Below are 26,046 nucleotides of genomic sequence, written 5' to 3'. Positions count from 1 at the left end.
CCTGCCCGCTTCGCGTTTCCGATCGAGACGTGAGCGTCAGTCGAGCTTCACCTGCCAGATCTCCTCCGCATATTCCCGCATGGAGCGGTCGGAGGAGAACCACGCCATCCGGGCGGTGTTGAGGATGGCGGTGCGCCACCACTGAGCCGGACGGCGCCACGCGGCGTCGATCTCGCGCTGGACGCGCCAGTAATCATCGAAATCGACGGTGGTCAGGTAGCGATCGCGGTGGCGCAACTCGTCGATGAGCGGCGCGAAGCGGCGCGGCTCGTCCGGCGAGAAGACACCGCTGCCGATGGCATCGAGCGCGGCGGCGAGACGGGGCGAGGCCGAGATCGCCTTGTTGGCGTAGGCCGGCTCGTCGATGCGCTGCAGCACGCCTTCGGCGTCGAGGCCGAAGATAAAGATGTTCTCCGCCCCAACGTGATCCTTGATCTCGATATTGGCGCCGTCGAGCGTACCGACGGTGAGCGCGCCGTTGAGCGCGAGCTTCATGTTGCCCGTGCCCGAGGCCTCCATGCCGGCGGTCGAGATCTGCTCGGAAAGGTCGGCAGCCGGGATGATCACCTCGGCGAGACTCACCGAATAGTTCGGCAGGAACACCACCTTCAGCCGATTGCCGACATCCGGATCCTCGTTGACGACCTTGGCGATGTCGCCCGCGAGCTTGATGATGAGCTTGGCCTGAACGTAGCTTGGCGCCGCCTTGCCGGCGAAGATCTTGACGCGAGGCGTCCAATCCTTGTGCGGCGCCTTCTTGATCGCTTGGTAGAGGGCCACCGTCTCGACGAGGTTGAGGAGCTGGCGCTTGTACTCGTGGATGCGCTTGATCTGCACGTCGAACAGGGCGGTCGGATCGACCGCGATGCCGGTGCGCTCGGCGATCACCTGGGCGAGACGCTTCTTGCGCAGCTTGCGCATCGCCGCGTAGCGCGTGCGGAACTCCGCATCGTCGGCATAGGGCACGAGCTTGGTGAGTTCGGTCGGATCGTCGAGCACGCCCGCGCCGATCGTCTCGACGGCGAGCGCCGTCAGTTCGGGATTGGCGTTGTGCAGCCAGCGGCGGAAGGTGATGCCGTTGGTCTTGTTGATGATCTTCTCGGGCTCGATCTCGTGGAGATCCTTGAACACCGTCGATTTCAGCAACTCGCTGTGCAGCGCCGAGACGCCGTTGACCCGCCGGGAGCCGTGGAAGGCCAGCGGTCCCATGCGCACGCGCCGTCCGTGCGACTCGTCGATGAGCGAGACGGCGGCGATGTGGGCAGCGCCCCCCTTGGCGTTCTTGCTCTGGGCTTCGAGATGCAGCCAGTTGATCAGGTAGATGATCTGCATGTGGCGCGGCAGCAGCCGCTCCATCAGCTCCACCGGCCAGGTCTCCAGCGCCTCGGGCAGCAGGGTGTGGTTGGTGTAGTGCAGGGTGTTGGAGGTGACCTGCCACGCCTCCTCCCAGAGGAAGTCGTGCTCCTCGAGCAGGATGCGCATCAGCTCCGGCACCGCGATGGCCGGGTGCGTGTCGTTGAGCTGGATCGCAGCGTGGTCGGGCAGGGTGCGCAGGGAGCCGCGCTCGGCGACGTGCCGGCGCACGAGGTCCTGCAGCGAGGCGGAGGTGAAGAAGTATTCCTGGCGCAGACGCAGTTCCTGACCCTCGGCGGAGGAATCGCTCGGGTAGAGCACCCGCGAGATCGCCTCGGCCCGGGCGCGCCCCGCCACCGCGCCGACATGGTCGCCGGCGTTGAAGCGGGCGAGTTCGACGGGGGCGTCCGACTCCGCCTTCCATAAGCGCAGCATGTTGACGTGTTGACCGCGCCAGCCGACGACCGGAATGTCGTAGGCCACCGCGTTGACGGTCTCGGCCGGGTGCCAGTGGCGGCGGATATGGTGATCGCCGTGGCTCGTCATGGTGACGTGGCCGCCGAAACCGATCTTGTAGGTCGATTCCTGGCGGGCGAATTCCCACGGATTGCCCTCGGAGAGCCACGTCTCCGGCGCCTCGCGCTGCCAGCCATCCTCCAGCGATTGACGGAAGATGCCGTGGTCGTAGCGGATGCCGTAGCCGATCGCGGGGATCGAGAGGCTCGCCATGCTCTCCATGAAGCAGGCGGCGAGCCGCCCGAGACCGCCATTGCCGAGGGCGGCGTCGGGTTCGGCCCCCTCGACCTCGTTCAGGTCGACGCCGAGATCGCGCAGGGCCTGCTTGGTGGCCTCGACGAGGCCGAGATTGTTCATCGCGTCCGACAGAAGCCGGCCGATGAGGAATTCGAGCGAGAGATAATAGACGCGCTTGTCCGGCACGGTGCCGGCCTGCCCCTCGTGGCAGGCATCGACGATCCGGTCGCGCAGCGCCAGCGCGGTCGCGGCGAACCAATCGCGGTCGCGCGCGCTCTCCGGGGTCTTGCCGAGCACGTAGATGAGCTTGGCGCGGATATCCTCGCGCAGCGCGACCACGGGATCGCGATCATCGGCGTGGCGCGGCTTCACATATGTGGCGGCGGCCTTGACCGATTTCGAGGAAGAAGCGGATGTATCCGCTTCGCCGTTCCGAACGAGAACGGACAAAGTTTCGTTCAGCACTGGACTAACCCCCTTCGTCGCAGCCGATTTGATCGGAAATGCATCGTACCCTGCCCGCTTCTTGTGGCGGGACGAGGACCGACGGCCCTGCGCCCGCACGGTGTTGCGGATGCAGAGACTTGTCGAGATACATCGGGCCGAGATCGCCTTTGCAAGCGCCGTGCCCGTGAGGCTGTGTCCTGGTTGACACAAGATCCCCGGTTTCGCAGGGACCCAGACCGCGAATTGAGCCCTCTCACTTGAAGACTAGCTGAACGGCCCTACCCCACTTGTAAGAAAGTGTACCGATGGCGTCCCATCTTGGGACGACCCCGGTGCCGACGCCCGGGAGGTTCGATGCCCGAGACGATCTGGTGGAAGACCGGGACCGTCTATCAGGTCTATCCGCGCTCGTTTCAGGACACGAACGGCGACGGTGTGGGCGATCTGCCCGGCATCACCGCGCGGCTCGAGCACCTCGCCTGGCTCGGCGTCGATGCGGTGTGGATCTCGCCGTTCTACCGCTCGCCGATGGCCGATTTCGGCTACGATGTGGCCGATTACCGGGCGGTCGATCCGCTCTTCGGCACCCTCGAGGATTTCGATGCGCTGATCGCCGAGGCGCATCGGCGCAAGCTCAAAGTCATCCTCGATTTCGTCCCGAACCATTCCTCGATCGCGCATCCCTGGTTCGCCGAAAGCCGGGCGAGCCGCGAGAATCCGAAGCGCGACTGGTATCTCTGGCGCGATCCGGCGCCGGATGGCGGACCGCCCAACAACTGGCTCTCGAATTTCGGCGGACCGGCTTGGACCCGGGACGAGGCGAGCGGCCAATATTACTACCACGCCTTCCTCGCCGAGCAGCCGGACCTCAACTGGCGCAATCCGGAGGTGCGCGCGGCGATGCACGACGTGCTGCGCTTCTGGCTGGAGCGGGGCGTCGACGGCTTTCGCGTCGACGTGATCTGGCACCTCATCAAGGACGAGGGATTCCGCGACAATCCGCAGAACCCGGACTTCGCGCCGCATCAGCCCGGCATCAACCGGTTCTCCCAGGTGTATTCCTGCGATCGGCCGGAGGTGATCGAGGTGATCAGCGGCATGCGCGCCGTGCTTCGGGAGTTCGGCGAGCGGGTGCTGATCGGCGAAATCTACCTGCCGGTCGAGAGGCTCGTGACCTATTACGGTCCGGATTTGGAAGCGGCCGACCTGCCGTTCAACTTCCAGCTTCTCGAAACACCCTGGCAGGCCGATGCCGTTGCCGCCCTGGTGGCGGAATACGAGGCGGCGCTCCCCGAGGGCGGCTGGCCCAATTGGGTGCTCGGCAACCACGACCGCCCCCGCATCGCCGCCCGTGTCGGCGATGCGCAGGCGCGGGTCGCCGCCATGCTGCTCCTGACGCTGCGTGGGACGCCGACGCTGTATTACGGCGACGAGATCGGCCTCGGTCACGTGCCGATCCCCCCGGACCGCGTGCAGGATCCCTGGGAACGCAACGAGCCCGGCCACGGACGTGACCCGGTGCGCACGCCGATGCAGTGGGACGACAGCCGGCATGCCGGCTTCAGTGCCGTCGAGCCGTGGCTGCCGCAGACGGAGGATGCCGAGCGGCGCAACGTCGATGCGATGCGAGACGATTCCCGCTCGATCCTGACCCTCTACCGACGCCTGCTGTCGCTGCGCCGCGATCATCCCGCCTTGTCGGTCGGCGGCTGGCGGAACGTCCCCCTCCCCCCCAGCCTTGCCACCGAAGTGTTTGCCTACGAGCGATTCGAGGGTGACGAAACCTTGCGCATCCTGCTCAATTTCGGGAGCGTCGAACGGAGTATTCCCCTCGAGGACGATGCGGCCAAGCAGGAGACCTGGAGCGTCCTGCTCTCGACCCGACCGGGACGCGCGGGCGAGGCGACCGGCAACGTGCTGCACTTGTCTCCCGACGAGGGCGTGGTTCTGCGTGCGCATCCGTCCAGCTGATGATGCCCGCGCGCAACGCATGAGTTCCATGACGCAACCGCAGACGTCTGGCGGCGAATGTTAATCTGAACATGGCCTGAATTGTGCGATGCAACGGAACAGAAGCCCTTCCGGAGCATTGTGATGCTGAGCGCGGCGGTAGCGAACGAACCGGTTCGTAGACGTCGTCAGGTGCGTGGGGGCGAGCCGATGGCGTATGTGGATCTCGGCGAGCGGCTCGCTGCCGAGTTACCGACGCACTCCGCATTCGGCTCCGAACTTCAGAACGAACGCTCCCTTCTCCCCCGCATTCTCTACGCCACGCCGGAAATGGCGGATTTCGTGAAGACCGGCGGCCTCGGCGAGGTCGCGGGTGCGCTGCCGCGTGCCCTGCGGCGTCACTACGATGTGCGGGTGCTGATCCCCGGTTATGCCAGCGTACTGGCCGGACTGCAGGGTCTCACCATCGTGGCCCGGCTCGGCGCCTTTGCGGGCGTGCCGGCCTGCGATCTCGGCTACGGCACGACCCCGGACGGACTCGGCGTCTACGTGCTGATCGCTCCCGATCTCTACGTACGCGATGGCACGCCTTACGGCGATGCGCGCGGCGATTTCGGCGACAACGACCTGCGCTTCGCCCGCCTCGGCCGCGCCGCCGCCGAACTGGCCGCCGGCCTCGACCCCTTCTGGTCGGCCGACCTCCTGCATCTCAACGATTGGCAGACCGCCCTGGCACCGGCCTACATGGCTTGGCTCGGCATCCGCCGTCCGAGCGTCCTGACGATCCACAACCTCGCCTATCAGGGACTGTTTCCGCGCGAGCATCTCGGGCGGATCGGGGCGCCGGACTACGCCTTCCAGATGGACGGGGTGGAGTTCTACGGCCAGCTGTCGTTCCTGAAGGCGGGCCTCTACCACGCCTCGCACGTCACCACCGTGAGCGACACCTACGCCCGCGAGATCACCACCCCCGAGGGCGGTTGCGGCCTCGATGGATTGCTCCGGACCCGTGCGGCGCAGGGACGGCTCACCGGCATCCTCAACGGGATCGACGAAAGCTGGGACCCGCGCACCGATCCGCATCTGGCCACGCCGTTCGAGGCGGATGACTGGAAGGGCAAGCGCGCCAATGCCGACGAGGTGCGCAAGCAGTTCGGCATGGCGGTCTCGCGCGGGCCGCTCTTCGCCATCGTCTCCCGCCTCGTGCATCAGAAGGGCATCGATCTCAGCATCGCTGCGGCGGAATCCATCGTCGCTGAGGGCGGTCAGCTGGTGGTGATCGGCCAGGGCGAGGGCCGCTTCGAGGAAGCCCTGCGCGATCTCGCCGGCCGCCATCCCGACCATGTCGGCGTCCATGTGGGCTTCCGCGAGACCGAGGCGCGCCGCATCTTCGCCGGCAGCGACTTCCTGCTGATGCCGTCGCGCTTCGAGCCCTGCGGACTGGCGCAGATGTATGCCCAGCGCTTCGGCTCCCTGCCGATCGTGCGCCGTACCGGCGGCCTCAACGATACCGTCGAGGACGGGGTGACGGGCTTCACCTTCGCCGACGCCTCGCCCCGGGGCCTGACCTCGGCGATCACCCGCGCCTTCGCGACATTCGGCCAGAAGAAGCGGCTCAACGCTATGCGGCGCACGGCGATGTCGCGCGAGTTCGGCTGGGACCAGGCGGCGCTCAACTATTGCGGCCTCTACGCCCGCGCCTTCGGCAACAACGCGGCCCGGCGTTGGAAGGCGGCCTGAACGACCGTTTTGGGAGCACGCCGGCGAAACGCAGCGGCGTCTTCCGCGTTGTGCGCCCATGGATGCATTCGTAGCGATTCCGCGCAGCAATCCGCTGATCCGCAAGCTGCGGCACGGCGTCGATCTCGACGATGGTGACCGCGCCCTCCTCGCCGGACTGTTCCGCCCGGGGCGTACGCTGGAACCGCAACAGGATATCGTCCGGGCCGGAGAGCCGGCGGCGGGCGTCCATCTCGTCGTCGAGGGCTTCGCCTTCCGCTACAAGCTCGTCGGGGACGGACGGCGCCAGATCCTCGGCCTGCTGATGCCGGGTGATTTCTGCGATCTGCAATCGATCGTGCTGGGGCCTTCCGATCACTACATCGCGGCGCTCACCGCCTGCACCGTCGTCGATGTCCCCCAGGACAAGGTCGACAGCTTGGTCTTCCGCGACTCGCGGCTCGCCCGCGCCCTGTGGTGGGCGACGCTCGTCGATGAGAGCATCCTGCGGGAATGGCTCGCCAATATGGGCCAGCGCGCCGCCGACCGGCGCATCGCCCACCTGTTCTGCGAGCTGCTGCTGCGCCAGCAGATCGTCGGCGCGGCCGGCCCGAACGACTGCGCGATGCCGATGACCCAGCCGATGCTCGCGGACATCCTGGGCATCACCACGATCCATGTGAGCCGCATCCTGCGCGACCTGCGCAGCGAGGGCTTGGTCCGGCTCCAGGACCGACGGCTCCACGTGCCGGATGTGGGGCGGTTGCGGGCCTTCTGCGACTTCGACCCGACCTATCTCCACCTCATCCGGCAGCCCGGCGAGGAGGACGAGGCCGGCGCGAGCATGGCGGGCGAGCGCCGCCGGCCCTGATCCTGACGCAGCCCAGCCCCGGCAGCGGGGTGGCTGTACGACAAGAAAAATATTGCCGATGCCCGGATGCTCTTCGAACTTCGTCTCGGACCGTGCACAGGCAAGCCTCATGGCATTCCACGACCCCGTCCCGCAGATCACGCTGAACGACGGGCATGCGATCCCTCAGATCGGTTTCGGCGTCTATCGGCTCGAAGAGGCACAGGCGCCCGCCCTGGTCGGCACGGCGCTCGGGAGCGGCTATCGCTCGGTCGACACGGCGTCGGTCTACGGCAACGAGGCAGGCGTCGGACGCGCCCTGCGCGAGACCACCGTGCCGCGCTCCGCCGTGTTCGTGACGACCAAGCTCTGGAACGACGACCAGGGCTACGACGCGACGCTGCACGCCTTCGAGGCGAGCCTCGCCCGGCTCGCGGTCGAGGCGGTCGACCTCTACCTGATCCACTGGCCCTGCCCGGATCGCGGGCTCTATCTCGACAGCTGGCGCGCCCTGATCCGCCTGCGTGAGGAGGGCCGGGCCCGCTCGATCGGCGTGTCGAACTTCACCGAGGGACAGCTCGACCGCCTCGTGTCCGAGACCGGTGTCAGCCCGGCCCTCAACCAGATCGAGCTGCATCCGCATTTCCAGCAGCACGCCCTGCGGGCCGCCCATGCCCGCCTCGGCATCGTCACCGAGGCCTGGAGCCCGCTGGGCAAGGCGCAGATCCTCGATGATCCGGTGATCGCACGCATCGCCGGCCGGCTCGGCCGGACCGCGGCGCAGGTGGTCCTGCGCTGGCATGTCGAGAACGGCTTCGTGGCGATCCCGAAATCCGCCACGCCATCTCGGATCTCCGAGAATCTCGACGTATTCGGCTTCAGCCTGACGGAGGACGACCACACCGCCATCGCCGGGCTCGACCGGGCGGATGGGCGGATCGGGCCGGATCCGGCGACGCTGCAGTAACTCCGCCGAGAGCATCGGCACGAAAGGTCGGCATCGGCGTTCGGGCCAATGCTCCGAGCGCCCGAAGGTATGGGATCGGAGACGACATCCGGCGCGATGGCTTACCCCGCCAGCGGCAGGGGCTTGGCCGCCGCCAGCTCCGTCCCGCCCTTGCGCTCCAGCAGGCCCGGAGGCGGCACCGGTGCCTCGATGGTGCAGACCACACCCTCCGGCTCGTAGATCAGCTCGACGGTACCGGCGAGTTCGCGGGCGAGGCTGCGCTCGATCAGCCGCGAGCCGAAGCCGCGGCGGGTCGGCGGCTTCACCGGCGGCCCGCCGGCCTCGCTCCAGCGCAGCGAGAGCTGCAGGTCGGGCTTGCGCTGCACGGTCCACGAGATCGTCACCTTGCCGCCCTCGCGCGAGAGGGCGCCGTACTTGACCGCGTTGGTGCCGAGTTCGTGCAGCGCCATGGCGATCGACAGCGCCAACCGCGGCGCGAGCCGCAGGCGCGGCCCCAGGACGGCGAAGCGCGCCTCCTGGCCGTCGGCCGCCTCCAGCGGGCGGATCGCATCCGCCACGACGGTCTTCAGTTCGGCGCCCTCCCAGCTCTCGCGGGTCAGCACGTCGTGGGCGCGGGCGAGGGCGAGGAGCCGCGCTTCGAAGGCCGCGCGGGCGGCCTCCGCCTCCTCGCCGTCGAGGCCGCGCAGGGATTGCATCGCGATCGACTGCACGGTGGCCAGGGTGTTCTTCACCCGATGGTTCAGCTCGTTGATGAGCAGGCGCAGATGCTCCTCGGCGCGCTTGGCGTCGGTGACGTCGACGCTGCACCCGGTGAAGCCCAGGAAGGTGCCGCCATCGTCGAGGCGCGGCACGCCCTCGCAGCGCAGCCAGCGGATCTCGCCGGTCCGGTCGATCACCCGCATCTCCGCCCGGAACGGCCGGCGGCTCTCGAACGCCTCCTCGAAGGTCGCGAGGAACACCGGCAGGTCCGGTGGATGGACGATCGACTCCCAGCCCGAGCCCGCCATCTCGGTGGCGGGACGACCGAACAGATGGTCGAAATGCATGTTGGCGAAGACCACCTGAGCGATCTCGTCGGTCATCCAGATCAGGGCCGGCGCGGAATCGGCCATGTGGCGGAAGCGGGCCTCGCTCTCCTTGAGGGCCGAGAGGCCGCGCTGGGTCTCGGCCAGGGCCCGGTCACGCTCCTCACTGCGGGTGCGCAAGCGAAGGGAGGCCTCCGACAGCACGTCGCCGAGCCGGCGGATCTCGTGGATCGGCGAGGCGATGCGCGGGATCGCCTGCCCGCGGGCGAGGGCCGGACCGGAGGCCGCGAGCTGGCGGAGCGGCTTGGACACCCGCGACCAGAGATGCACCGCGAGCACCGAGGAGGTCGCGAGCACGAGCAGGCCGAACCCGCTGAAGGCCCAGAGCCAGCGGTGGAGCCGCTCGTCCACGAGTTCCCGCGGAATGCTCGCCGCCGCGGTCCAGCCGTTGAGCCGCGAGCGCGCCTCCACCACGGTGACGGGCTTGAAGGCGCGGTCGCGGCCCTCCCAGACCCCGGGGGTGCCGGTCGTTTTCTGACGGAGGGTCGCCAATCGCGGGCGTCCGATCACGCCGGGCAGTTCGGGCAGGCGCGCCAGCACGATGCCGTCGCGGTCGGACACGCCCGAGACCCAGCCCCGCACCTGCTCGCGGGCGAGGATGCCCTCGATGCGGCTCACCGGCACGGCGAAGCTGAGGAGGTAGGTGACGGCGTCGTCGATCCGCACCGGCACGGCGACCGCGTAGGACGCCTGATCGGGAGTCGCCCCCGCGAGATAGCCCGTCACCATCGAGCGCTGCCCGCTGGCGCGGAGTTCGTGGTCCACCGGCAGGGTGGTGACCGGGAGCGGCGCGCCCGTCGGCAGGGCGGTGTTGACGATCTGCTGGCCGTCGAGGCGGCGGAGCACGATGTCGAGGCCGGTGGCGTCGCGCACCAGACGCGCCTGGTTCTCGAAATTGGTGAACTCGCCGTCCTTGAGCCGGGGCGAGGTCGCGAGCGTCTGGAGCACCGAGACGAGGCCGGCGGTGTCGCGGTCGATCGAGAGCGCGATGCCGCGCACGTTCTCCCGGGCGTCCTGCTCGAAGCGGGCGCGCTCCGTCGCGGCGTAGCGGGCGAGCAGGATCGCGGTGAAGATCAGCCCCGGGCCGATCAGCGCGATCACCAGCATGATCAGGTAGAATTGCGTGGAGAAGCCACGTTGGCCGAGCCGCGCCAGCAGGCGGCGAAGGCCCGCCTCCCGCGGCGCGCGGACCGGGGCAGCCGCCGCGGGCTCCGCCGGAGCGGAGCCCCTCCCCGCCGACGGCTCCGCCTCGGCGCGGGTCTCAGGATCGGTGCGCAGCACGATCGACATGTCCCAGGTCCCGGCTCGGGTCGAGCCGGTCGCGCACCCTCTGCTTGAGGGTCTTCACGTCGGGAAAGCCTCCGTCACGCACACGCTCCCAGATCGTCTCCCCCTCGAACTCGATGGCGAAGACCCCGCCGGTGGCGGGCCGGAGCGCGACCTCGCCGAGATCGTCGCGGAAAGTCGACAGAAGTTCCTGCGCCATCCAGGCGGCGCGCAGGAGCCATTGGCACTGCGTGCAATAGGTGATCGCGACCCGTGGCCGGGTGGGACGCGACGGGATTGCGTCGTCGGAAGCCTCGTCCATGGCAGGCACAGCGGCCCTATCGGCCCGGCCTTGTCAACCGTTGGCCCGCGTCGCGACGGGTTCGTTAGGCCAGGATGAGGCGGGGGAACACGTCACCTTGCGCCGCCGCCGTTCGTCCAGGCTTCCCTCCGCAAGGCCGGAATGGCGGCAGGGATATGCGATGCATCCCGCCCCAATCCCCTCGTCCGCCCGATCTTCACTCCCCCGCCTTCCCGCGGCGGCCCGCCGCACCTATCTCCCGGCGGCAAGGCCCCGCTTCCCGGACGCCCGCCCCCTGGAGAGATGCCGCCCATGTCCGTCAGCCTCAGCCCCCCGGCGGCGATCCGCACGCCCGTGCTCGGCCGGATCGCCAGCGCGCTCGCCGCCCTGTGGCTGTCGCTCTGCCTCTCGGGCTGCGGGGCGATCAACCGGGTGCCGAGCCTGGAGGAGCAGGCGAAGTCCTCTTGGAGCGAGGTGCAGAACCAGTACCAGCGCCGGGCGGACCTGATCCCCAACCTCGTCGAGACGGTGAAGGGTTACGCCAAGCAGGAGCAGGAGACGCTGACCAGGGTGACGGAAGCCCGCGCCAAGGCCACCAGCGTCCAGGTCGATGCCTCGACGGTGAACGACCCGGCCAAGTTCAAGCAGTTCCAGGACGCGCAGAACCAGCTCTCCGGCGCGCTCGGACGCCTGCTCGCCTCGGTCGAAGCCTATCCGGATCTCAAATCCAACCAGAACTTCCTGGCCCTGCAATCGCAGCTGGAGGGCACGGAGAACCGCATCGCGGTGGCCCGGCGCGACTACATCCAGTCGGTCCAGGCCTACAACACCGAGATCCGCACCATCCCCGGCCGCTGGATCGCCTCGTGGTTCTATCCCGAAGCGAAGCCCATGGAGACCTTCACCTCGACGCCCGGCTCGGAGCGCGCGCCGAACGTGAAATTCTAGCCCCGGCCGAGGGGTGAACCCGCGCGCGCAGGGCGTCCTCGCCCGGCTGGCGGCCTCGCTGGCCTTCCTGCTGCTTGCCCTGGCGCCGGCGCTGGCCGCCGAGCCCGACCTGCCGCCCCTCACCGGGCGCATCGTCGACGGCGCCGGCATCCTCTCGCCGGAGGCGGAGGCGCGGATCGAGGGCAAGCTCAAGGCACACGACGACAAGTCCGGCGATCAGGTCGCGGTCGCCACCGTGCCCTCGCTCCAGGGCCTCACCGTCGAGGATTTCGCGAACCGCCTGTTCCGGGCCTGGAAGCTCGGACAGGCCAAGACCAACAACGGCGTCCTGCTCCTCGTGGCGCCGACGGAGCGCAAGGTCCGCATCGAGGTCGGCTACGGCCTGGAAGGCGCGCTCACCGACGCCCTCACCAAGGTCATCATCACCACCGCGATCACGCCGCGCTTCAAGCAGGACGACTTTTCCGGCGGCGTCGAGGCCGGGATCGACGCGATCCTCTCGATCCTGTCGGGCGATGCCGAGGAGTGGCAGCGGCGCGCACCGGTGCGCGAGGACAGCGTCGATCCCGTCACGGTCGGGTTCTGGATCCTCGTCATCATCGTCGTCGTCCTCGTCATGGCGCGGATGAATTCCGGCGGGCGGCGCGGGCGCGGCGGCGGCATCGTGCTCATCCCCGGCTCATCCGGCGGCTGGGGCGGAGGCTTCTCCGACGGGGGCGGTTTCTCGGGGGGCGGCGGGTTTTCCGGCGGGGGCGGCTCGTCGGGCGGCGGGGGAGCCTCCGGTGACTGGTAGCGCGGTGATCCTGAGCGAAGCCGAGCGCGCGCGGATCGCGCGGGCGATCGGCCGGGCCGAGGCCGGCACGGCGGGCGAAATCGTGGTGCTGGTGGCGGCCCGCGCCGGACTCTACCGCTCGCCCGCCCTCGCCCTGGCGCTCGCGGTGGCGCTCGCCCTGCCCTGGCCGCTGATCCTGCTGACGCATCTCTCCGCCGCCGAGATCGCACTGGCCCAGGCCGGCGGCGTGCTCGCGGCGCTGGCTGCCACGCTGAACGAGCGGGTGCGCATCGCCCTCACCCCCCGCCCCTGGCGGCACGAGCGGGCCCGCGCGGCGGCCCGCCACGAGTTCCTGGCGCACGGGCTCCCCGCCACGCGGGGGCGCACCGGCGTCCTGATCTACGTCGCCTTGGCCGAGCGCTACGCCGAGATCGTCGCGGATTCGGCGGTGCGAGCCCGCATCCCCGACGGGGAATGGCGCGTGGTCCTGGGCGATCTCCTCGCGGCGGCCGGACGCGGCGAACTGGGGCCCGGCCTCGTCGTGGCGGTGGAGCGGGTCGGCGGGGTGCTGGAAGCGGCTTTCCCCGGGGACAAGGCCGGCAACGAATTGCCCAACCGCGTCATCGTGCTGGAGTGAGGCTTTTGCCGGGACTGCAAGAGCGCGCTCGAAGTACCCGTTGAAGGATCGCGGAGTGTGTAGCCTCTGCAACTGGCCTCAGGGAGAAAATTGCGCCAAACAAGGTCCGTCAAGGCCGCCTTAATCAAGAATGCGGCCATCACGGAGTGAGGCGTCAATGGGCGCGGTACAGAAACACGGGCCCTGGGCCCTGGTGGGAGCGCTCGGCGCGGCGGCGCTCGCCATCGTCGCGACGCAGCGCGGCGAGTCGATCAACGCCCTGTGGGTCGTGGTGGCCGCCGTCTGCGTCTACCTGATCGCCTACCGCTATTACTCGCTCTACATCGCCGACAAGGTGATGCGCCTCGATCCCAAGCGCGAGACCCCGGCCCACCGCCACAACGACGGCCTCGACTACGTCCCTACCAACAAGACCGTGCTGTTCGGCCACCATTTCGCGGCGATCGCGGGCGCGGGCCCGCTGGTCGGCCCGGTGCTCGCCGCGCAGATGGGCTACCTGCCCGGCATGCTCTGGATCCTCGCCGGCGTGGTGCTCGCGGGCGCGGTGCAGGACTTCATGGTCCTGTTCATCTCGATGCGCCGCGACGGGCGCTCGCTGGGTGAGCTGATCCGGGCCGAGCTCGGCGTCATCCCCGGCGTGATCGCCCTGTTCGGCACCTTCATGATCATGGTGATCCTGCTGGCGGTGCTGGCGATGATCGTCGTCAAGGCGCTGGCCGAGAGCCCCTGGGGCACCTTCACGGTCGCGGCCACGATCCCGATCGCCATCCTGATGGGCCTCTACGCGCGCTACATCCGGCCGGGCAAGATCGGCGAGGTCTCGATCATCGGCTTCGTCCTGCTCATGGCCGCGATCATCGGCGGCGGCCAGATCAACGAGCACCCGGTCTGGGGCCCGGCCTTCACCTTCACCGGTACGCAGCTCACCTGGATGCTGATCGGCTACGGCTTCGTCGCCGCGATCCTGCCCGTGTGGCTGCTGCTCGCCCCGCGCGACTACCTCTCGACCTTCCTCAAGATCGGCACCATCATCGGTCTGGCGCTCGGCATCGTCGTCGTCGCCCCGCACATGCAGATGCCGGCCATGACGAAGTTCGTCGACGGCACCGGCCCGGTCTGGGCGGGCTCGCTGTTCCCGTTCCTGTTCATCACCATCGCCTGCGGCGCAGTCTCGGGCTTCCACGCCCTGATCTCCTCGGGCACCACGCCGAAGCTCGTCGACAACGAGATGGACACCCGCTTCATCGGCTACGGCGGCATGCTGATGGAGAGCTTCGTCGCGATCATGGCGCTGGTCGCCGCGAGCGTGATCGATCCGGGCATCTACTTCACCATGAACTCCCCCGGCGCCCTGCTCGGCACCACGCCGGAGACCGCCGCGGCGGCCGTGACGACCAAGCTCGGCTTCCCCATCGCGGCCGAGACGATCGCCCAGACCGCCAAGGATGTCGGCGAGCACTCGATCATCTCGCGCGTCGGCGGCGCCCCGACGCTCGCCGTCGGCATGGCCCACATCATCTCCTCCGCCATCGGCGGCAAGGCGATGATGGCCTTCTGGTACCACTTCGCGATCCTGTTCGAGGCTCTGTTCATCCTCACCGCCGTGGATGCGGGCACGCGCGCCGGGCGCTTCATGCTGCAGGATCTGCTCGGCCTGCTCTCGCCGCGCTTCAAGGACACCTCGGCCTGGGCGCCCAGCATGGTGGCCACCGCGCTCTGCGTCGCCGCCTGGGGCTACTTCCTCTACCAGGGGGTGACCGACCCGTTGGGCGGCATCTACACGCTGTGGCCGCTGTTCGGCATCTCGAACCAGATGCTGGCGGCGGTGGCGCTGACGCTCGCCACCGTGGTGATCTTCAAGATGAAGCGCGAGCGCTACGCCTTCGTCACGATCATCCCGACCGTTTGGCTCTGCATCTGCACCCTGACCGCGGGCTGGCAGAAGATCTTCTCCCCCGACCCGAAGATCGGCTTCCTCAGCCACGCCGACCGCTTCTCGGCGGCCATCGCCGAGGGCAAGGTGCTGGCCCCGGCCAAGAGCATGGACGACATGCACAAGATCGTCTTCAACGACCGCGTCGACACGGTGCTCGCCGTGTTCTTCGTGTGCCTCGTCGTGGCGATCGTGGTGTTCGGCGCCAAGGCCTGCCTCAAGGCCTATCGCAGCGACCGCTGGACGGCTCTGGAAGCCGATCCCAAGCTCGCCCCGGCGGAGTGACACCATGACCGCACCAGCCTCGTCGCAGAACTTTCGCGATCGCCTGAAGGCGTTCAACAAATGCATCTGCGACGGCGCGCGCCTCATGGTGGGCCAGGGCGATTACGGCACCTACGTCGCCCATATCCAGAAGACCCACCCGGATCAGGCGCCGATGACCGAGCGTGAGTTCTTCCGCAATCGCGAGAACGCGCGGTTCGGCGTCGGCAATACCTCGGGCTTTCGCTGCTGCTAGGGCGGCAATCCCAATCCTTGAGGTCATCGACCTCAAGAATACCCGCCGGGACAGTCATCATATCGAGTATAAAAAGAAGCGCCGTCAGTTCCGATTTTTGGAGCTGACGGCGTTTTTTCGCGTGCATCTTGCCAAAGCTCGGATAGTCTGCCGCCACATCAAGTTTGGGGGTTGGACAGGAATGAATCAGGACTACGGGCGGTCGGGCCGGACAGGCTCGGTCACCTTCGATCGGAAGGCGGCGGGCCTCACCGGCATCGTCGTGAAGGGCTTCCTGCTCTCCCTCGTCACCTTCTCGATCTACCGCTTCTGGTACATCACCAACCTGCGGCGCTTCTTCTGGAGCCGGACGATCGTGGCCGGCAGTCCCGCCGAGTATCTCGGTCGCGGCAAGGAGTTGTTCCTCGGCTTCCTCGTGGCGCTGGCCATCCTGGTGCCGGTCTACGTCGTCCTGTTCCTGCTCGGTCTCGCGGCGCCGCCGCTCGCGGCCTTCGTGCCGGCTCTCTCCGCCGTCTTCCTCTTCCTGCTCGGGCAATACGCGGTCTTCCGCGGGCGACGCTACCGCGCCTCACGCACCCGCTGGCGCGGCATCCGCCTCGGCCAGGACGGTTCGGCGCTGGCCTATGTCGGGCGCGCCAGCCTCTGGTGGCTCGTCACGCTCCTGACCGCCGGGCTCGCCTTTCCGTTCATGCGCGCCGCCCTCGAACGCTACCGCATCGATCACACCCTGATCGGGCAGAGCCGCCTGCGCTCGACCGCCACCGGGGGCTCGGTCCTGCGGCCCTGGCTGGTGCTCTACCTCTGCGCCGTCCTACCGCTCCTGGCGAGCGTGCTGGCGTTGCTGAACGCCATGAACTTCGACCCACCCTTCGAGCTGTTCGTGACCGATCCGAACGGCGCGCCGAAGAATCTCGATATCAATCCGAAATATGCCGGCACCGCCGTAAGAACGTATTTCGGCGTGACCACGGCCGCCCTCGGCTTCGCGATCATCGCGATCCTGGGGCTCATGCCCTATTATCGCGCCCGCGAGACCCGCGCCTTCCTGGCCGCCACGCATCTCGGCGAGGCACGCCTGACCTCGCATCTGAAGGCGCGCCAGTTCTACTGGCCCTACATCCTCTACTTCCTGTCGGTCATCGGCTTCTTCGCCGCCATCGGCCTCATCGTCACGACACTCATGCCCTTCGCCATGGACCCGACGGCGAATTTCGGCCAGCAGACCGCCATCTTCGCGGGCATCGGCCTGGTCTATCTCGGCGCCGCGCTGGCGGCGACTTGGCTCTATGTTCGGGTGGTGACCCTGCGGCTCTGGGAAGCGGTGGCGAGCTCGACGGAGATCGAGAATGTCGGGGCGCTCGAAGCGGTGCTGGCATCGCGCCGCAATCCCGCGAGCAAGCTCAACGAGGGCCTCGCCGACGCGCTCGACGTCGGCGGTGCACTGGAGATCGGCTTCTGACGCGACCGATGGAGAGCCTCACCACCACCGGCCTCTACTTCGACGGGCTGAGCGCGCGGGCCCATCCCGTGCGGCTGCGCCTCGGGGAGCGGCTGGAGATCGTGGGCGAGGCGATCCGCCTCGATTGGAGCCTGCTCGATCTGCGCGCCGCCGACACGGCGCCGCCTTTGGCCCGGATCGGTCATGCGAGCGCATCCGGCAGCGTCGAGTTCGAGGATGCGGCCTTCGCCGCGCATCTCGCCACAAGCAGCCCCGGCCTGAGGCGAACCGAGCGCGAGGGCGGCCTGGTAAGGCTCGTACTCTGGTCGGTCGCCGCGGGCCTCTCGGTGGTGCTGATCGCGATCTACGGCGTACCGGCGGCGGCCGATCGCCTCGCCCCGCAGGTTCCCCCGGCCATGGAGGCGCAGCTCGGGCGAGCGGTCGAGGCGCAGGTCGTCGATCTGCTCGGCACGCCGCCGCTCTGTGCGAATCCGGCGGGCCGCACCGCGCTCGACCGGCTCGTCGCGCGGCTGGCCGGGACGATGGATCTGCCGGTCGCCCCGCAGGTGAGCGTCCGGCGCAGCACGATCGCCAACGCCCTCGCCCTTCCCGGCGGGCGGGTGATCGTCCTGTCCGACATCATCGAGAAATCCGACAGCGCCGACGCCTTCGCCGCGATTCTGGCCCATGAATTCGAGCACTTGGCGGCGCGTGACCCCATCCGCTCGCTGATCCGGGCGAGCGGCACCTCGTTCCTGCTCAGCCTCGTCCTCGGCGACCTCACCGGCTCGACCGTGCTGGTGGCAGCGGGTCAGGCGGCGATCGCGGCGGGCTACTCACGCGAGGCCGAGCGTGCGGCGGATGCGGCGGCAGTCGCCGCCGTCGACCGCGCGGGCGGTGACGGGCGGGCGCTTGCCGGCATTCTGGAGCGCATCACCTCGGCCAATGACGAGAAACCCGGCGGCCTTGCCAGCCTCCTGCGCTCGCACCCCTACACCGCCGAGCGGGCGACGGCGATCCGGGCGACGCCCGGTGCGGGCAAGGCCGGCACGGATTCCCTGCTGAGCGCGGGCGATTGGCGAAACCTGCGACGCGTCTGTGACGCGGAGGACCGGACATCACCCTCCGATTAGAGCGTCGGCCCGAAAGGCCGGAACCGGCTTTCGGAAGAGGCGGTGCGAACGAGCGATTCAGGGCCCAATCGCGAATGCGGCGTTCGTCACCCTCCTCCAGGCCTGCGCCTCACGCCGCCTCGACGCTCGACACGATCTCGCAGACGACGCCGTCGACCGGAAAATCGATGCGGGCATGGCCGCCGAGTTCCGCCGACAGGCCGCGCTCGATCAGCCGGGAGCCGAAGCCCCGCCGAGTCGGCGCGGCCACCGGAGGCCCGCCGGTTTCCCGCCAGACGAGGTGGAGGCGGCGCACTCCGCCCTCCGGCGCCCCCACGCGCCACGTGATCGCAACCCGGCCGTCGGAGACCGAGAGGGCGCCGTGCTTGGCCGCGTTGGTGCACAATTCATGCAGCACCATGCCGAGCCCGAGCGCCACGCGGGGCGGCAGGCGCAGGTCCGGACCCGACATGGAAATGGGCGTCCCCCCGACCTGGAACGGGCGCAGCACTTCCTCGACGACCGCGATCAGGCCGGCCCCGGCCCAATGCTCCCGCGTCAGGATGTTGTGCGCCGCCGAGAGCGCCAGGAGCCGTCCCTCGAAGGCCTGCCTCTGCCGCGCCGCCGCGCCATCGAGCCCGCGGAAACTCTGGAACGCGAAGGATTGCACGGTGGCCAGCGTGTTCTTCACCCGATGGTTCAGTTCGTCCACGAGAAGTCGGCGGGCCGTCTCCCGCTGGCGCAGCTCCCGCGCCGACGCGTCGAGGGCCTGCCCGATCTCGCGGATCTCCCTCACCACCGTCGGCGCGAGGACGGCGAGGGGTTCGCCGCGTCCGAGCCGGTCGGCCTGCGCGCAGACGGCGTTCAGCGGACGCGCGAGCCGCCCGGCGAGCCACCATGCCAGCAGGGATCCGGCCAGCGCCACGACGAGGCCGGAGAACGTGATCGCCTTGCTCAGATCCCGCACCGGGGCGAGCGCTCGCCCGGCATCGATCCGCGCCGCCACCGTCCAGCCGAGACCGGGATAATCGCGGTAGCCGCGGGTCGGCTCTGTGGCGAAGAGGAAGGGGGCCGCCTGATCCGGCCAGGGGCCGATCTTCGGGCCGATGCTCGACGTGGCGCCGCCGCCGAGGTGACGCGTACCCGCGAGAGTCTGGGGCGGCAGCCGCCGCCTGAGCAGCTCGGGCGGTCCATGCAGCACGAGGCCGTCGCGGGCCAGGAGCAGGATTTCGGTGCCGGCCCGCTGCCGGGTCAGCGTCCGCTCGAAATCGGCCACGGCATTCCGCGCCCAGGCCCAATCGAGATGGGCCGCGATGACGCCGGCGAAGGTGCCGTCCGGGGCGAGGACGGGGGCGGCCAGATCGACGAGGCGCAGCGGCTCGCCGTTCGCCTGCGGCATCAGCTTGGCCAGCAGCTGGGCATCGTGAACATCGCCGACGAAGGGCCGCTCGCGGCCGGCCTGGAAATAGTCGCGCGCCCCCACGTCCGCCCCCTCGAGCAGGCCGTTGCTGGTGGCGACGATGCGTCCGCGCGCGTCGGTGAAGAGAAGGATGGAATAGGCCGGATAGGTCGTTTGAAGCCGCTCCAACACGGCGCGCTTGGCGGAGAGCGGCACGTCCGGCGCGCGGAGGGTGTCGAGCGCGGCGGCGACCTGCACGTCCCGCCAGCGCTCGAACATCCCCTGATCGAGGGTGCGGGCCATATGCGCGGTCAGCTCGTCGAGCTGCGCGCCGACCTCCTCCTCCAACCGGGCGGTCGCCTGCCCGTGCACGAGAAGCGCGAGAACGAGCGTCGAGACGATGCCGAGGGTGCCGAACGCGAGCGCCAGCAGGAGGCGCAAAGGCAGCACCGGCAGGGGCCAGCGGGGGTGGACGCGGCGCGCGGCGAACGCCCCGGTGTGGGACGGGATCGGCTGGGCCAGTTCGGCGTCGGTCGGCATCAATGACGGCGCCCTGATTCGCGCCCAGGTCACGGCGCGGGGCCGGACCGGCCAAGCCTTCTTCGCCCGCAGGGTGGCGGGGGGCAATGGCGCCGGGATCAAGAAACAAATTTCATAGAGCGGCGCGGCGCGTTTGCATCGGTGTGACAGGTGACCGGCGCGACGGCGGATTTTTCGCCGCGAAGCAGCACATGCGCGCTCGTCAAGAATGGTCTTGCGGCTAAGCTTAATTATGTCGGTGCCGGCAACCCGCACGAGGAGACGGCATGGCGCAGGCAGCAACCCGGAAGGCATCCCGTTTCCGCGCACTCTGGCCGAGCCGGGACCTGCGTCCCCCGCCGCCCTCCAAGGAGCCGGAGCGGGTCCCCACGGCGATGCCCGGCAATGACGACCTTCCCCTGCGCAGTCTCACCGCCAACGAGTTGATCGCCATGGCCCGCGCGGCCCGCACCCGCAATCGCAAGGCGACGGTGTCGCAAGCCTGATCGGCCGGAGGCAGCGGTCGCCGACGCGACGCTGCTCCAGCGCGGTCCACCCCAAACGAGGATGGACCGCCTCGTCCGGGAATGATCCGATCCGGCTACTGCACCAGGGCCAGCCGGGCACGGGCCTCGGCGGTACCGGTGCGGATCGCCGGCTCGGCATGGCCCGCGAAGAAATCCTCGACCATCTCGCGCAGGACCTCGGCGAGGTCGCTGCCCCGATCGGCCTCCACGTGCACGTCGCTGCCCACCGAGCGGCCGAGGCTCGGGCCGCCATTGCTGGCGAGCGTCGCGAGGCGCTCGTCGTACTCGGCGCCGAGGCCGGTCACCGCGATGTAGTTGCGTCCTCCGAGAACCGGGCCGTACTTCACGCCGATGCGGTGCTCCTTGTCGGCGGCATTGCGCAGGATGGCGGTGAAGCCGACGAAATCGTCGCAATCGACTTCCGGCACCGGGCAGACGATCCGGCCGTGATCGACGCCGTCCTCTTCCAGCACTTCCGCCATCAGCGTCAGCGCCTCCGTGACCGGCGCGAGCGCCCGGGTGCCTTCTTCCAGGAGGCGGGCACGCAGGCGGTTCTTCTGGGCGTCGGCGGCGCGCAGGCGCGCCCGAAACCGATTCTTGATGTCGAACGGGTTCATCATGTTGGTCCCTGCTGGGTCCGCCCCTGCGAGGAAGGTCCGGAGATCACTATCGATTCGAAAGCTAGAAACTCATGCAATAAGCGTCAAGACGATGCACAGTATTCGCGCCTGCTTCGACAAGAGGCTTCTGCGCAAGCTTTGAACGTGCATGTTTTTTGGGCAGTCGCGATTGCCCCGACATTGCTGCGGCGCAATCGCGGTCTGATTTCACGCCGCGTTGCGTCGTCCGTCCCAAACCGCGTATTCGGGCAACCGGGCCTCGATGAGGCCGGTTCCGCGACGGAGGACGGATTGGGCGCAGCGATCGCGAGCATGACGGGCTTCGCCCGCGCCGCCGGCACCACCGGCGCCGTGCAGTGGCTCTGGGAAATCCGCACGGTGAACGGGCGCGGGCTCGATATCCGGGTGCGGGTGCCCAACGGCTTCGAGGCGGCCGGCGAGGCGGCCCGCGCGGCGCTCTCCAAGGCGCTGGCCCGTGGCCAGTGCCAGCTCGGCCTGACATTGACCCGCCCCGAGACGGCGGCGCGGGTCCGCATCGACGAAGCCCTGCTGGCCGACCTCGCCGCCTCGGTCGCGCGGGTGCCGCGACCCGCCGGCATCGCCCCGGCGACCCTCGACGGGCTCCTGTCGGTGCGGGGCGTCGTGGAGGTCGAGGCGGAGGCGCCCGCCGACCCCGAGGCCCTGAATCGCGATCTCGCCGCGGGCGCGGAGCGGCTGGTGAGCGACCTCGCCGCCGCCCGCCGGTCCGAGGGCGCGACGCTGAAGGGGATCGTCGAGGGCCAGCTCGCCGAGATCGCCCGTCTGACGCAGGCCGCCGAGGATTGCCCGGCCCGGCGCCCCGAGGCGGTGCGGGCGCGCCTCGCCGCCACGGTCGCGGCGCTCACCGATGGCACCGGCCTCGACCCCGACCGGTTGCATCAGGAGGCGGTGCTGCTGGCCGCCAAGGCCGACGTCCGGGAGGAGCTCGATCGCCTGCGCGCCCATGTCGACGCGGCCGGCGAATTGCTGGCGGCGGGCGGGGCGATCGGACGGCGGCTCGATTTCCTGGCCCAGGAGCTCGGACGCGAGGCCAACACGCTCTGCGCCAAGGCCAACGACATCGCGCTGTCGCGGATCGGACTCGACTTGAAGGCCGTGGTGGAGCAATTCCGCGAGCAGGTGCAGAACGTCGAGTGAGAAGCAGGATGACGGAAGGTCGAACGGAGGGCGGGCAGGATGCCAGGGCCGGGCGGCGCGGCCTGATCCTGATTCTGTCCTCGCCCTCGGGGGCGGGCAAGACGACGCTGACCCGGGCGATCGCCGCCGATGGAGGCTGGGGTCTCGACCTGTCGATCTCGGTCACGACGCGGGCGCGCCGCCCGTCCGAGATCGACGGGCGCCATTACCGCTTCATCGACCGCGAGGCGTTCGAGGACCTGCGCGCCCGCGACGACCTGCTCGAATGGGCCGAGGTCCACGGCAATTTCTACGGCACGCCGCGACGCCCGGTGGAGAAGACGCTGGCGCAGGGCCGGGACATGATCTTCGACATCGATTACCAGGGCACCCGCCAGGTGCGGCAGCGCCTGCAGGAGGATGTCGTCACCGTCTTCATCCTGCCGCCGAGTTTCTCGGAGTTGCGTCAGCGGCTGGAGCGGCGGGCGGAAGATTCCCCCGAGACGATCGAGCGGCGCCTCGCCAATGCCCGCAACGAGATGCAGCGCTGGAGCGAGTACGACTACGTCATCGTCAACGACGATCTCGACGAGTCCTTCCGCTCGCTCCAGGCGATCCTCACCGCCGAGCGGCTCAAGCGCAGCCGCCGCACCGGCCTGCCCGCCTTCGTCGACGGGTTGCTGGCGGAGGCCGGCAGGCTGGGCTGAGCGCGGCGCCCCCTACTCGGCCGCCGTTCGCGGCGGATCGTTCTCCCACAGATCGCCCACCTGCGCCGCGTGGAGGCGGCGGTAATAGCCGTCCTGGCCGAGCAGGGCTTCATGCCGTCCCTGCTCGGCGATGCCGTGCTCGGCCACCACGACGATGCGGTCGGCATGCCGGATGGTGGCGAGCCGGTGGGCGATGACGAGGGTGGTGCGCCCCCGCGCCAACTCGGTGAGGGAGGCCTGGATCTCCCGCTCGGTCTGGGTGTCGAGGGCCGAGGTCGCCTCGTCGAGGATCAGGATCGGCGGATTCTTGAGGAAGGCGCGGGCGATGGCGAGCCGCTGCTTCTGGCCGCCCGACAGCTTCACCCCGCGCTCGCCGATCACCGTGTCGAGCCCCTCGGGCAGGGAGGCGACCAGCCCGTCGAGCCGGGCGCGGGCGGCGGCCTCCAGGATCTCGGCCTCGCTCGCGTCGAGCCGGCCATAGGCGATGTTCTCGCGGATGGTCCCGGCGAACAGGAACACGTCCTGCTGCACGATGCCGATCCGGCCGCGGAGCGACCCTTGCGTCAGGTCGCGGATGTCGTGGCCGTCGATGGTGATGCGGCCGCCTTCGACTTCGTAGAAGCGCGGGATCAACGAGCACAGGGTCGTCTTGCCCGCCCCCGAGGGGCCGACGAAGGCCACCGTCTCGCCGGCCCGGATGTCGAGATCGACGCCGCGCAGCACCGGCCGGTCGGCGGAATAGCCGAAGCTGACATTCTCGAAGCGGATGTCGCCCTTGAGGGGCGGCGCGGTCCGGGCGCCGGGCCGGTCGGCGATGTCCGGCTCGGTGGCGAGGAGTTCGCGGTACCGCCGGAAGCCCGCGATGCCCTTCGGATAGGTCTCGACGACGGCGCCGATCTTCTCCAGCGGCCGATAGAAGACGCCCACCAGCAGCAGGAAGCCGACGAAGCCGCCCGCCGTCAGGTCGCCGCGCACGACGAAGTAGGCCCCGCCGAGCAGCACCACGATCTGCACGAGGCGCAGGCCGAGGTAATTGATCGAGAGGGCGGCGGCCATCAGCCGGTAGGCTTCGAGCTTGGCGGCGCGGTACTTCGCGTTGTCGGTGGCGAACAGGGCGCGCTCGTGCGGCTCGTTGGCGAAGGCCTTCACCACGCGGATACCGCCGACATTCTCCTCGATGCGGGCGTTGAAGGCGCCGACGCGACCGTACTGCGCCTGCCAGTTGCGGGTCATGCGCCCGCCGTAGCGGATCGTCACGAAGGCGATCACGGGCAGGATCGCGGCGGTGGCGAGCGCCAAGGGTGGGTGGACCCACGCCATCAGGGCGAAGGCGCCGACGAGCGTCATCACGGCGATAAACACGTCCTCCGGCCCGTGATGGGCGACCTCGCCGATCTCTTCGAGGTCCTTCGTCACGCGGGCAACGAGGTGGCCGGTCTTCTGCCCGTCGAAGAAGCGGAACGACAGTTTCTGCAGATGCGCGAAGGCGCGCTCGCGCATCGTCGTCTCGATATTGATTCCGAGCACGTGGCCCCAATAGGTCACGACCACCATCAACCCGGCATTGGCCACGTAGAGGAGCGCGAGCCCGAGAGCCGCCAGGACGATCAGCCCCCAATCCTGGCGCGGCAGCAGCACGTCGACGAACGCCTTGACCGCCATCGGAAAGCCGAGCTCCAGCAGGCCCGACAGCACGGCGCAGCCGAAATCGACGAGGAACAGGGTCCGGTACGGCCGGTAATAGGCGAAGAAATCCTTCAGCATGGGAGGGGGTGTCGCCTGATTTCTGGTTCGAACGAGGGCGCTGGGCGCCGGATAGCGAAGGGTCGGCCCGCGAGCCAGCCCTCGGGACACGGGGGTGCCCTCATGCCGCTGCCCGGTCGGCGTCGAGGGTACGGGTGATGACCCGGCGCAGGAGGGCCACGGCGATCCCGTAGAGCGGCAGGCACAGGGCGAAGTAGGCGGGCCAGCCCACGACGCCCGCGAGCGCCGGGGCGCCGACCCGCAGCGGCATGGCGGCGAAGAACGCCGCCCCGAACAGGAGCGCGTAATCGGTCGCCGGCTGCGGCCCCTGGGCCCAGCGATAGATCATCGTGAAGACCGGTACGCCGAGGCCGCCGGCACAGAGCGTCGCGAGGATCGCCGCGGCGATGCCGAGCCCGCCCGAACCGAGGGCGCAGGCCCCGAGCATCACGATTCCCGCGGCGCCGACCCCCGTGGCGGAGACGGTGATGAGCGGCACGATGCCGAACCGGCGCACCAGCAGGCCGGAGACCGGGGCCATGACGAGGTTGATGCCCGCCGCCAGGCTGCCCGTGACGAGGCCGACCTGGGCGAGCGGCACGCCGAGATCGATCAGGGCGAGGCTGTTGATTCCGGTCAGCGCGAACAGGGCCGCGAAATAGAGGCCGAGCACCAGGACGCGCCCGCTCAACCGACTGAGCCGGGCGAGACCGATCCGGCGCTCCGGCGCGGGACCGTTTCGGCGCAGGCGACCCTCGGGATAGAGCAGGATCGGCAGAAGGCAGAGCGCGTTCAACCCGGCGACCGTCAGGACCGCGGCCTGCCAGCCGATCCGGTCATAGGCCGCGATCAGGACCCCCGCCCCGACGAGGCCGCCGAGCGACGCCCCCCCGAGCTTGGCCGAGGTGACGTAGGGCCGCCGCTCCGGCCCCACCGTCTCGACCACCAGGGCCTCGAGGGCGATGTCCATGGTGGCGAGGCAGAAGCAGGTGGCGAGCGCCAGGACGAACAGGGTGGCGAGCGGCCACGCCTCGCCGAAGCTCAGCACGCCGAGCAGGGCGATCCCCAATCCCTGCATCAGCACGATCCAGCCGAGCCGGTGCGGCAGGATCGGCAGGCGTAGGCGATCGATCCCGACGGCCCACAGGAAGGTCAGGCCGACCGGCAGGTTGATCAGCTGCAGCAGGCCGACCTCGGCGAGCTCGACCCCGCGCACGCGCAGGATCAGCGGCGCCCCGCTCGCCAGGAAGCCGAGCGTCGCCCCGAAGGTGACGGAGAGGCAGAAGAACGGCACGAGCCCGAGCGCCCACGAGGGCCCGGGCCCG

Annotated in this window: 21 protein-coding genes; 14 read left to right on the top strand and 7 right to left on the bottom strand. The window is 69.4% G+C overall.

Annotated elements, in window-relative coordinates; genetic code table 11:
* Positions 1-36: 36 nt before the first annotated feature.
* A complete protein-coding gene (locus OWC43_RS08670; RefSeq protein ID WP_137830343.1) occupies positions 37-2,571 on the bottom strand; it encodes a glycogen/starch/alpha-glucan phosphorylase in 2,535 nt (844 codons plus the stop codon).
* A 336-nt stretch (positions 2,572-2,907) separates the two neighbouring features.
* On the opposite strand from OWC43_RS08670, the gene OWC43_RS08665 reads away from it, so the two are divergent.
* From OWC43_RS08665 to OWC43_RS08650, 4 genes are all read left to right on the top strand, one after another.
* Positions 2,908-4,524, top strand: coding sequence for an alpha-amylase family glycosyl hydrolase (locus OWC43_RS08665; RefSeq protein ID WP_393956364.1), 1,617 nt, complete (start codon positions 2,908-2,910; stop codon positions 4,522-4,524).
* 189 nt (positions 4,525-4,713) lie between these two features.
* Complete coding sequence (gene glgA / locus OWC43_RS08660) at positions 4,714-6,243, top strand: glycogen synthase GlgA (RefSeq protein ID WP_137830341.1); 1,530 nt, start codon at positions 4,714-4,716, stop codon at positions 6,241-6,243.
* Between the two features lie 58 nt (positions 6,244-6,301).
* Complete coding sequence (locus OWC43_RS08655; RefSeq protein ID WP_137830340.1) at positions 6,302-7,093, top strand: Crp/Fnr family transcriptional regulator; 792 nt, start codon at positions 6,302-6,304, stop codon at positions 7,091-7,093.
* 109 nt (positions 7,094-7,202) lie between these two features.
* A complete protein-coding gene (locus OWC43_RS08650; protein WP_393956363.1) occupies positions 7,203-8,039 on the top strand; it encodes an aldo/keto reductase in 837 nt (278 codons plus the stop codon).
* A gap of 101 nt (positions 8,040-8,140) precedes the next feature.
* Here OWC43_RS08650 and OWC43_RS08645 read toward each other — a convergent pair whose 3' ends face one another.
* Positions 8,141-10,282 (bottom strand): sensor histidine kinase, encoded by a 2,142-nt coding sequence (locus tag OWC43_RS08645; protein ID WP_393958520.1) that lies wholly within the window; start codon positions 10,280-10,282, stop codon positions 8,141-8,143.
* A 103-nt stretch (positions 10,283-10,385) separates the two neighbouring features.
* Positions 10,386-10,712, bottom strand: a complete 327-nt coding sequence (locus tag OWC43_RS08640; protein WP_393956362.1) for a SelT/SelW/SelH family protein — start codon at positions 10,710-10,712, stop codon at positions 10,386-10,388.
* A 291-nt stretch (positions 10,713-11,003) separates the two neighbouring features.
* Here OWC43_RS08640 and OWC43_RS08635 point away from each other — a divergent pair, with 291 nt between their 5' ends.
* The 7 genes from OWC43_RS08635 to OWC43_RS08605 all read left to right on the top strand — a co-directional run bounded on the left by OWC43_RS08635 (position 11,004) and on the right by OWC43_RS08605 (position 18,072).
* On the top strand, positions 11,004-11,639 hold the full coding sequence (locus OWC43_RS08635) for a LemA family protein (protein WP_393956361.1): 636 nt from the start codon (positions 11,004-11,006) through the stop codon (positions 11,637-11,639).
* 46 nt (positions 11,640-11,685) lie between these two features.
* Positions 11,686-12,432, top strand: coding sequence for a TPM domain-containing protein (locus tag OWC43_RS08630; protein WP_393958519.1), 747 nt, complete (start codon positions 11,686-11,688; stop codon positions 12,430-12,432).
* Positions 12,422-13,048 (top strand): TPM domain-containing protein, encoded by a 627-nt coding sequence (locus OWC43_RS08625; RefSeq protein WP_137830422.1) that lies wholly within the window; start codon positions 12,422-12,424, stop codon positions 13,046-13,048. The genes OWC43_RS08630 and OWC43_RS08625 overlap by 11 nt, the downstream gene beginning before the upstream one ends.
* A gap of 157 nt (positions 13,049-13,205) precedes the next feature.
* Positions 13,206-15,266: a carbon starvation CstA family protein gene (locus OWC43_RS08620; RefSeq protein ID WP_393956360.1), complete on the top strand. Its 2,061-nt coding sequence runs from the start codon at positions 13,206-13,208 to the stop codon at positions 15,264-15,266.
* Positions 15,267-15,270: 4 nt separating this feature from the next.
* Positions 15,271-15,501 carry a YbdD/YjiX family protein gene (locus OWC43_RS08615; RefSeq protein WP_137830420.1) on the top strand — a complete coding sequence of 77 codons (231 nt, stop codon included), beginning with the start codon at positions 15,271-15,273 and terminating at the stop codon, positions 15,499-15,501.
* A 181-nt stretch (positions 15,502-15,682) separates the two neighbouring features.
* Positions 15,683-16,960, top strand: a complete 1,278-nt coding sequence (locus OWC43_RS08610; protein ID WP_393956359.1) for a YjgN family protein — start codon at positions 15,683-15,685, stop codon at positions 16,958-16,960.
* Positions 16,961-16,968: 8 nt separating this feature from the next.
* Positions 16,969-18,072: a M48 family metallopeptidase gene (locus OWC43_RS08605; protein WP_393956358.1), complete on the top strand. Its 1,104-nt coding sequence runs from the start codon at positions 16,969-16,971 to the stop codon at positions 18,070-18,072.
* Between the two features lie 109 nt (positions 18,073-18,181).
* On the opposite strand, the gene OWC43_RS08600 is transcribed toward OWC43_RS08605, so the two are convergent.
* Positions 18,182-19,990, bottom strand: a complete 1,809-nt coding sequence (locus OWC43_RS08600) for a sensor histidine kinase (RefSeq protein WP_393956357.1) — start codon at positions 19,988-19,990, stop codon at positions 18,182-18,184.
* 266 nt (positions 19,991-20,256) lie between these two features.
* Here OWC43_RS08600 and OWC43_RS08595 point away from each other — a divergent pair, with 266 nt between their 5' ends.
* Positions 20,257-20,475: a hypothetical protein gene (locus OWC43_RS08595; RefSeq protein ID WP_137830416.1), complete on the top strand. Its 219-nt coding sequence runs from the start codon at positions 20,257-20,259 to the stop codon at positions 20,473-20,475.
* Between the two features lie 95 nt (positions 20,476-20,570).
* Here the strand turns inward: OWC43_RS08595 and OWC43_RS08590 are convergent, their stop codons facing one another.
* On the bottom strand, positions 20,571-21,116 hold the full coding sequence (locus OWC43_RS08590) for a hypothetical protein (RefSeq protein WP_137830415.1): 546 nt from the start codon (positions 21,114-21,116) through the stop codon (positions 20,571-20,573).
* Positions 21,117-21,428: 312 nt separating this feature from the next.
* Here OWC43_RS08590 and OWC43_RS08585 point away from each other — a divergent pair, with 312 nt between their 5' ends.
* Positions 21,429-22,292 carry a YicC/YloC family endoribonuclease gene (locus tag OWC43_RS08585; RefSeq protein ID WP_393958518.1) on the top strand — a complete coding sequence of 288 codons (864 nt, stop codon included), beginning with the start codon at positions 21,429-21,431 and terminating at the stop codon, positions 22,290-22,292.
* Positions 22,293-22,300: 8 nt separating this feature from the next.
* Positions 22,301-22,978, top strand: coding sequence for a guanylate kinase (gmk, locus tag OWC43_RS08580; protein ID WP_393956356.1), 678 nt, complete (start codon positions 22,301-22,303; stop codon positions 22,976-22,978).
* A gap of 12 nt (positions 22,979-22,990) precedes the next feature.
* Here gmk and OWC43_RS08575 read toward each other — a convergent pair whose 3' ends face one another.
* Both OWC43_RS08575 and OWC43_RS08570 read right to left on the bottom strand, forming a co-directional pair.
* Positions 22,991-24,742 carry an ABC transporter ATP-binding protein gene (locus OWC43_RS08575; RefSeq protein WP_393956355.1) on the bottom strand — a complete coding sequence of 584 codons (1,752 nt, stop codon included), beginning with the start codon at positions 24,740-24,742 and terminating at the stop codon, positions 22,991-22,993.
* Positions 24,743-24,842: 100 nt separating this feature from the next.
* On the bottom strand, positions 24,843-26,015 hold the full coding sequence (locus tag OWC43_RS08570; protein WP_393956354.1) for an MFS transporter: 1,173 nt from the start codon (positions 26,013-26,015) through the stop codon (positions 24,843-24,845).
* Between the last annotated feature and the right edge of the window lie 31 nt (positions 26,016-26,046).

This window comes from Methylorubrum sp. POS3 (assembly GCF_043352485.1).
Lineage (GTDB): Bacteria > Pseudomonadota > Alphaproteobacteria > Rhizobiales > Beijerinckiaceae > Methylobacterium > Methylobacterium suomiense.
This window is presented reverse-complemented; position numbering and strand designations above follow the sequence as displayed.

What these genes read in the sequence shown, in the direction of transcription:
- OWC43_RS08650 (WP_393956363.1), top strand. Translation starts at nt 7,203, where the DNA reads ATGGCATTCCACGACCCCGTCCCGCAGATCACGCTGAACGACGGGCAT.
- OWC43_RS08610 (WP_393956359.1), top strand. Translation starts at nt 15,683, where the DNA reads ATGAATCAGGACTACGGGCGGTCGGGCCGGACAGGCTCGGTCACCTTC.
- glgA (WP_137830341.1), top strand. Translation starts at nt 4,714, where the DNA reads ATGGCGTATGTGGATCTCGGCGAGCGGCTCGCTGCCGAGTTACCGACG.
- OWC43_RS08640 (WP_393956362.1), bottom strand. Translation starts at nt 10,712, where the DNA reads ATGGACGAGGCTTCCGACGACGCAATCCCGTCGCGTCCCACCCGGCCA.
- OWC43_RS08620 (WP_393956360.1), top strand. Translation starts at nt 13,206, where the DNA reads ATGGGCGCGGTACAGAAACACGGGCCCTGGGCCCTGGTGGGAGCGCTC.
- OWC43_RS08590 (WP_137830415.1), bottom strand. Translation starts at nt 21,116, where the DNA reads ATGATGAACCCGTTCGACATCAAGAATCGGTTTCGGGCGCGCCTGCGC.
- OWC43_RS08600 (WP_393956357.1), bottom strand. Translation starts at nt 19,990, where the DNA reads ATGCCGACCGACGCCGAACTGGCCCAGCCGATCCCGTCCCACACCGGG.
- OWC43_RS08665 (WP_393956364.1), top strand. Translation starts at nt 2,908, where the DNA reads ATGCCCGAGACGATCTGGTGGAAGACCGGGACCGTCTATCAGGTCTAT.
- OWC43_RS08595 (WP_137830416.1), top strand. Translation starts at nt 20,257, where the DNA reads ATGGCGCAGGCAGCAACCCGGAAGGCATCCCGTTTCCGCGCACTCTGG.
- OWC43_RS08635 (WP_393956361.1), top strand. Translation starts at nt 11,004, where the DNA reads ATGTCCGTCAGCCTCAGCCCCCCGGCGGCGATCCGCACGCCCGTGCTC.
- OWC43_RS08615 (WP_137830420.1), top strand. Translation starts at nt 15,271, where the DNA reads ATGACCGCACCAGCCTCGTCGCAGAACTTTCGCGATCGCCTGAAGGCG.
- OWC43_RS08585 (WP_393958518.1), top strand. Translation starts at nt 21,429, where the DNA reads ATGACGGGCTTCGCCCGCGCCGCCGGCACCACCGGCGCCGTGCAGTGG.
- OWC43_RS08575 (WP_393956355.1), bottom strand. Translation starts at nt 24,742, where the DNA reads ATGCTGAAGGATTTCTTCGCCTATTACCGGCCGTACCGGACCCTGTTC.
- gmk (WP_393956356.1), top strand. Translation starts at nt 22,301, where the DNA reads ATGACGGAAGGTCGAACGGAGGGCGGGCAGGATGCCAGGGCCGGGCGG.
- OWC43_RS08605 (WP_393956358.1), top strand. Translation starts at nt 16,969, where the DNA reads ATGGAGAGCCTCACCACCACCGGCCTCTACTTCGACGGGCTGAGCGCG.
- OWC43_RS08655 (WP_137830340.1), top strand. Translation starts at nt 6,302, where the DNA reads ATGGATGCATTCGTAGCGATTCCGCGCAGCAATCCGCTGATCCGCAAG.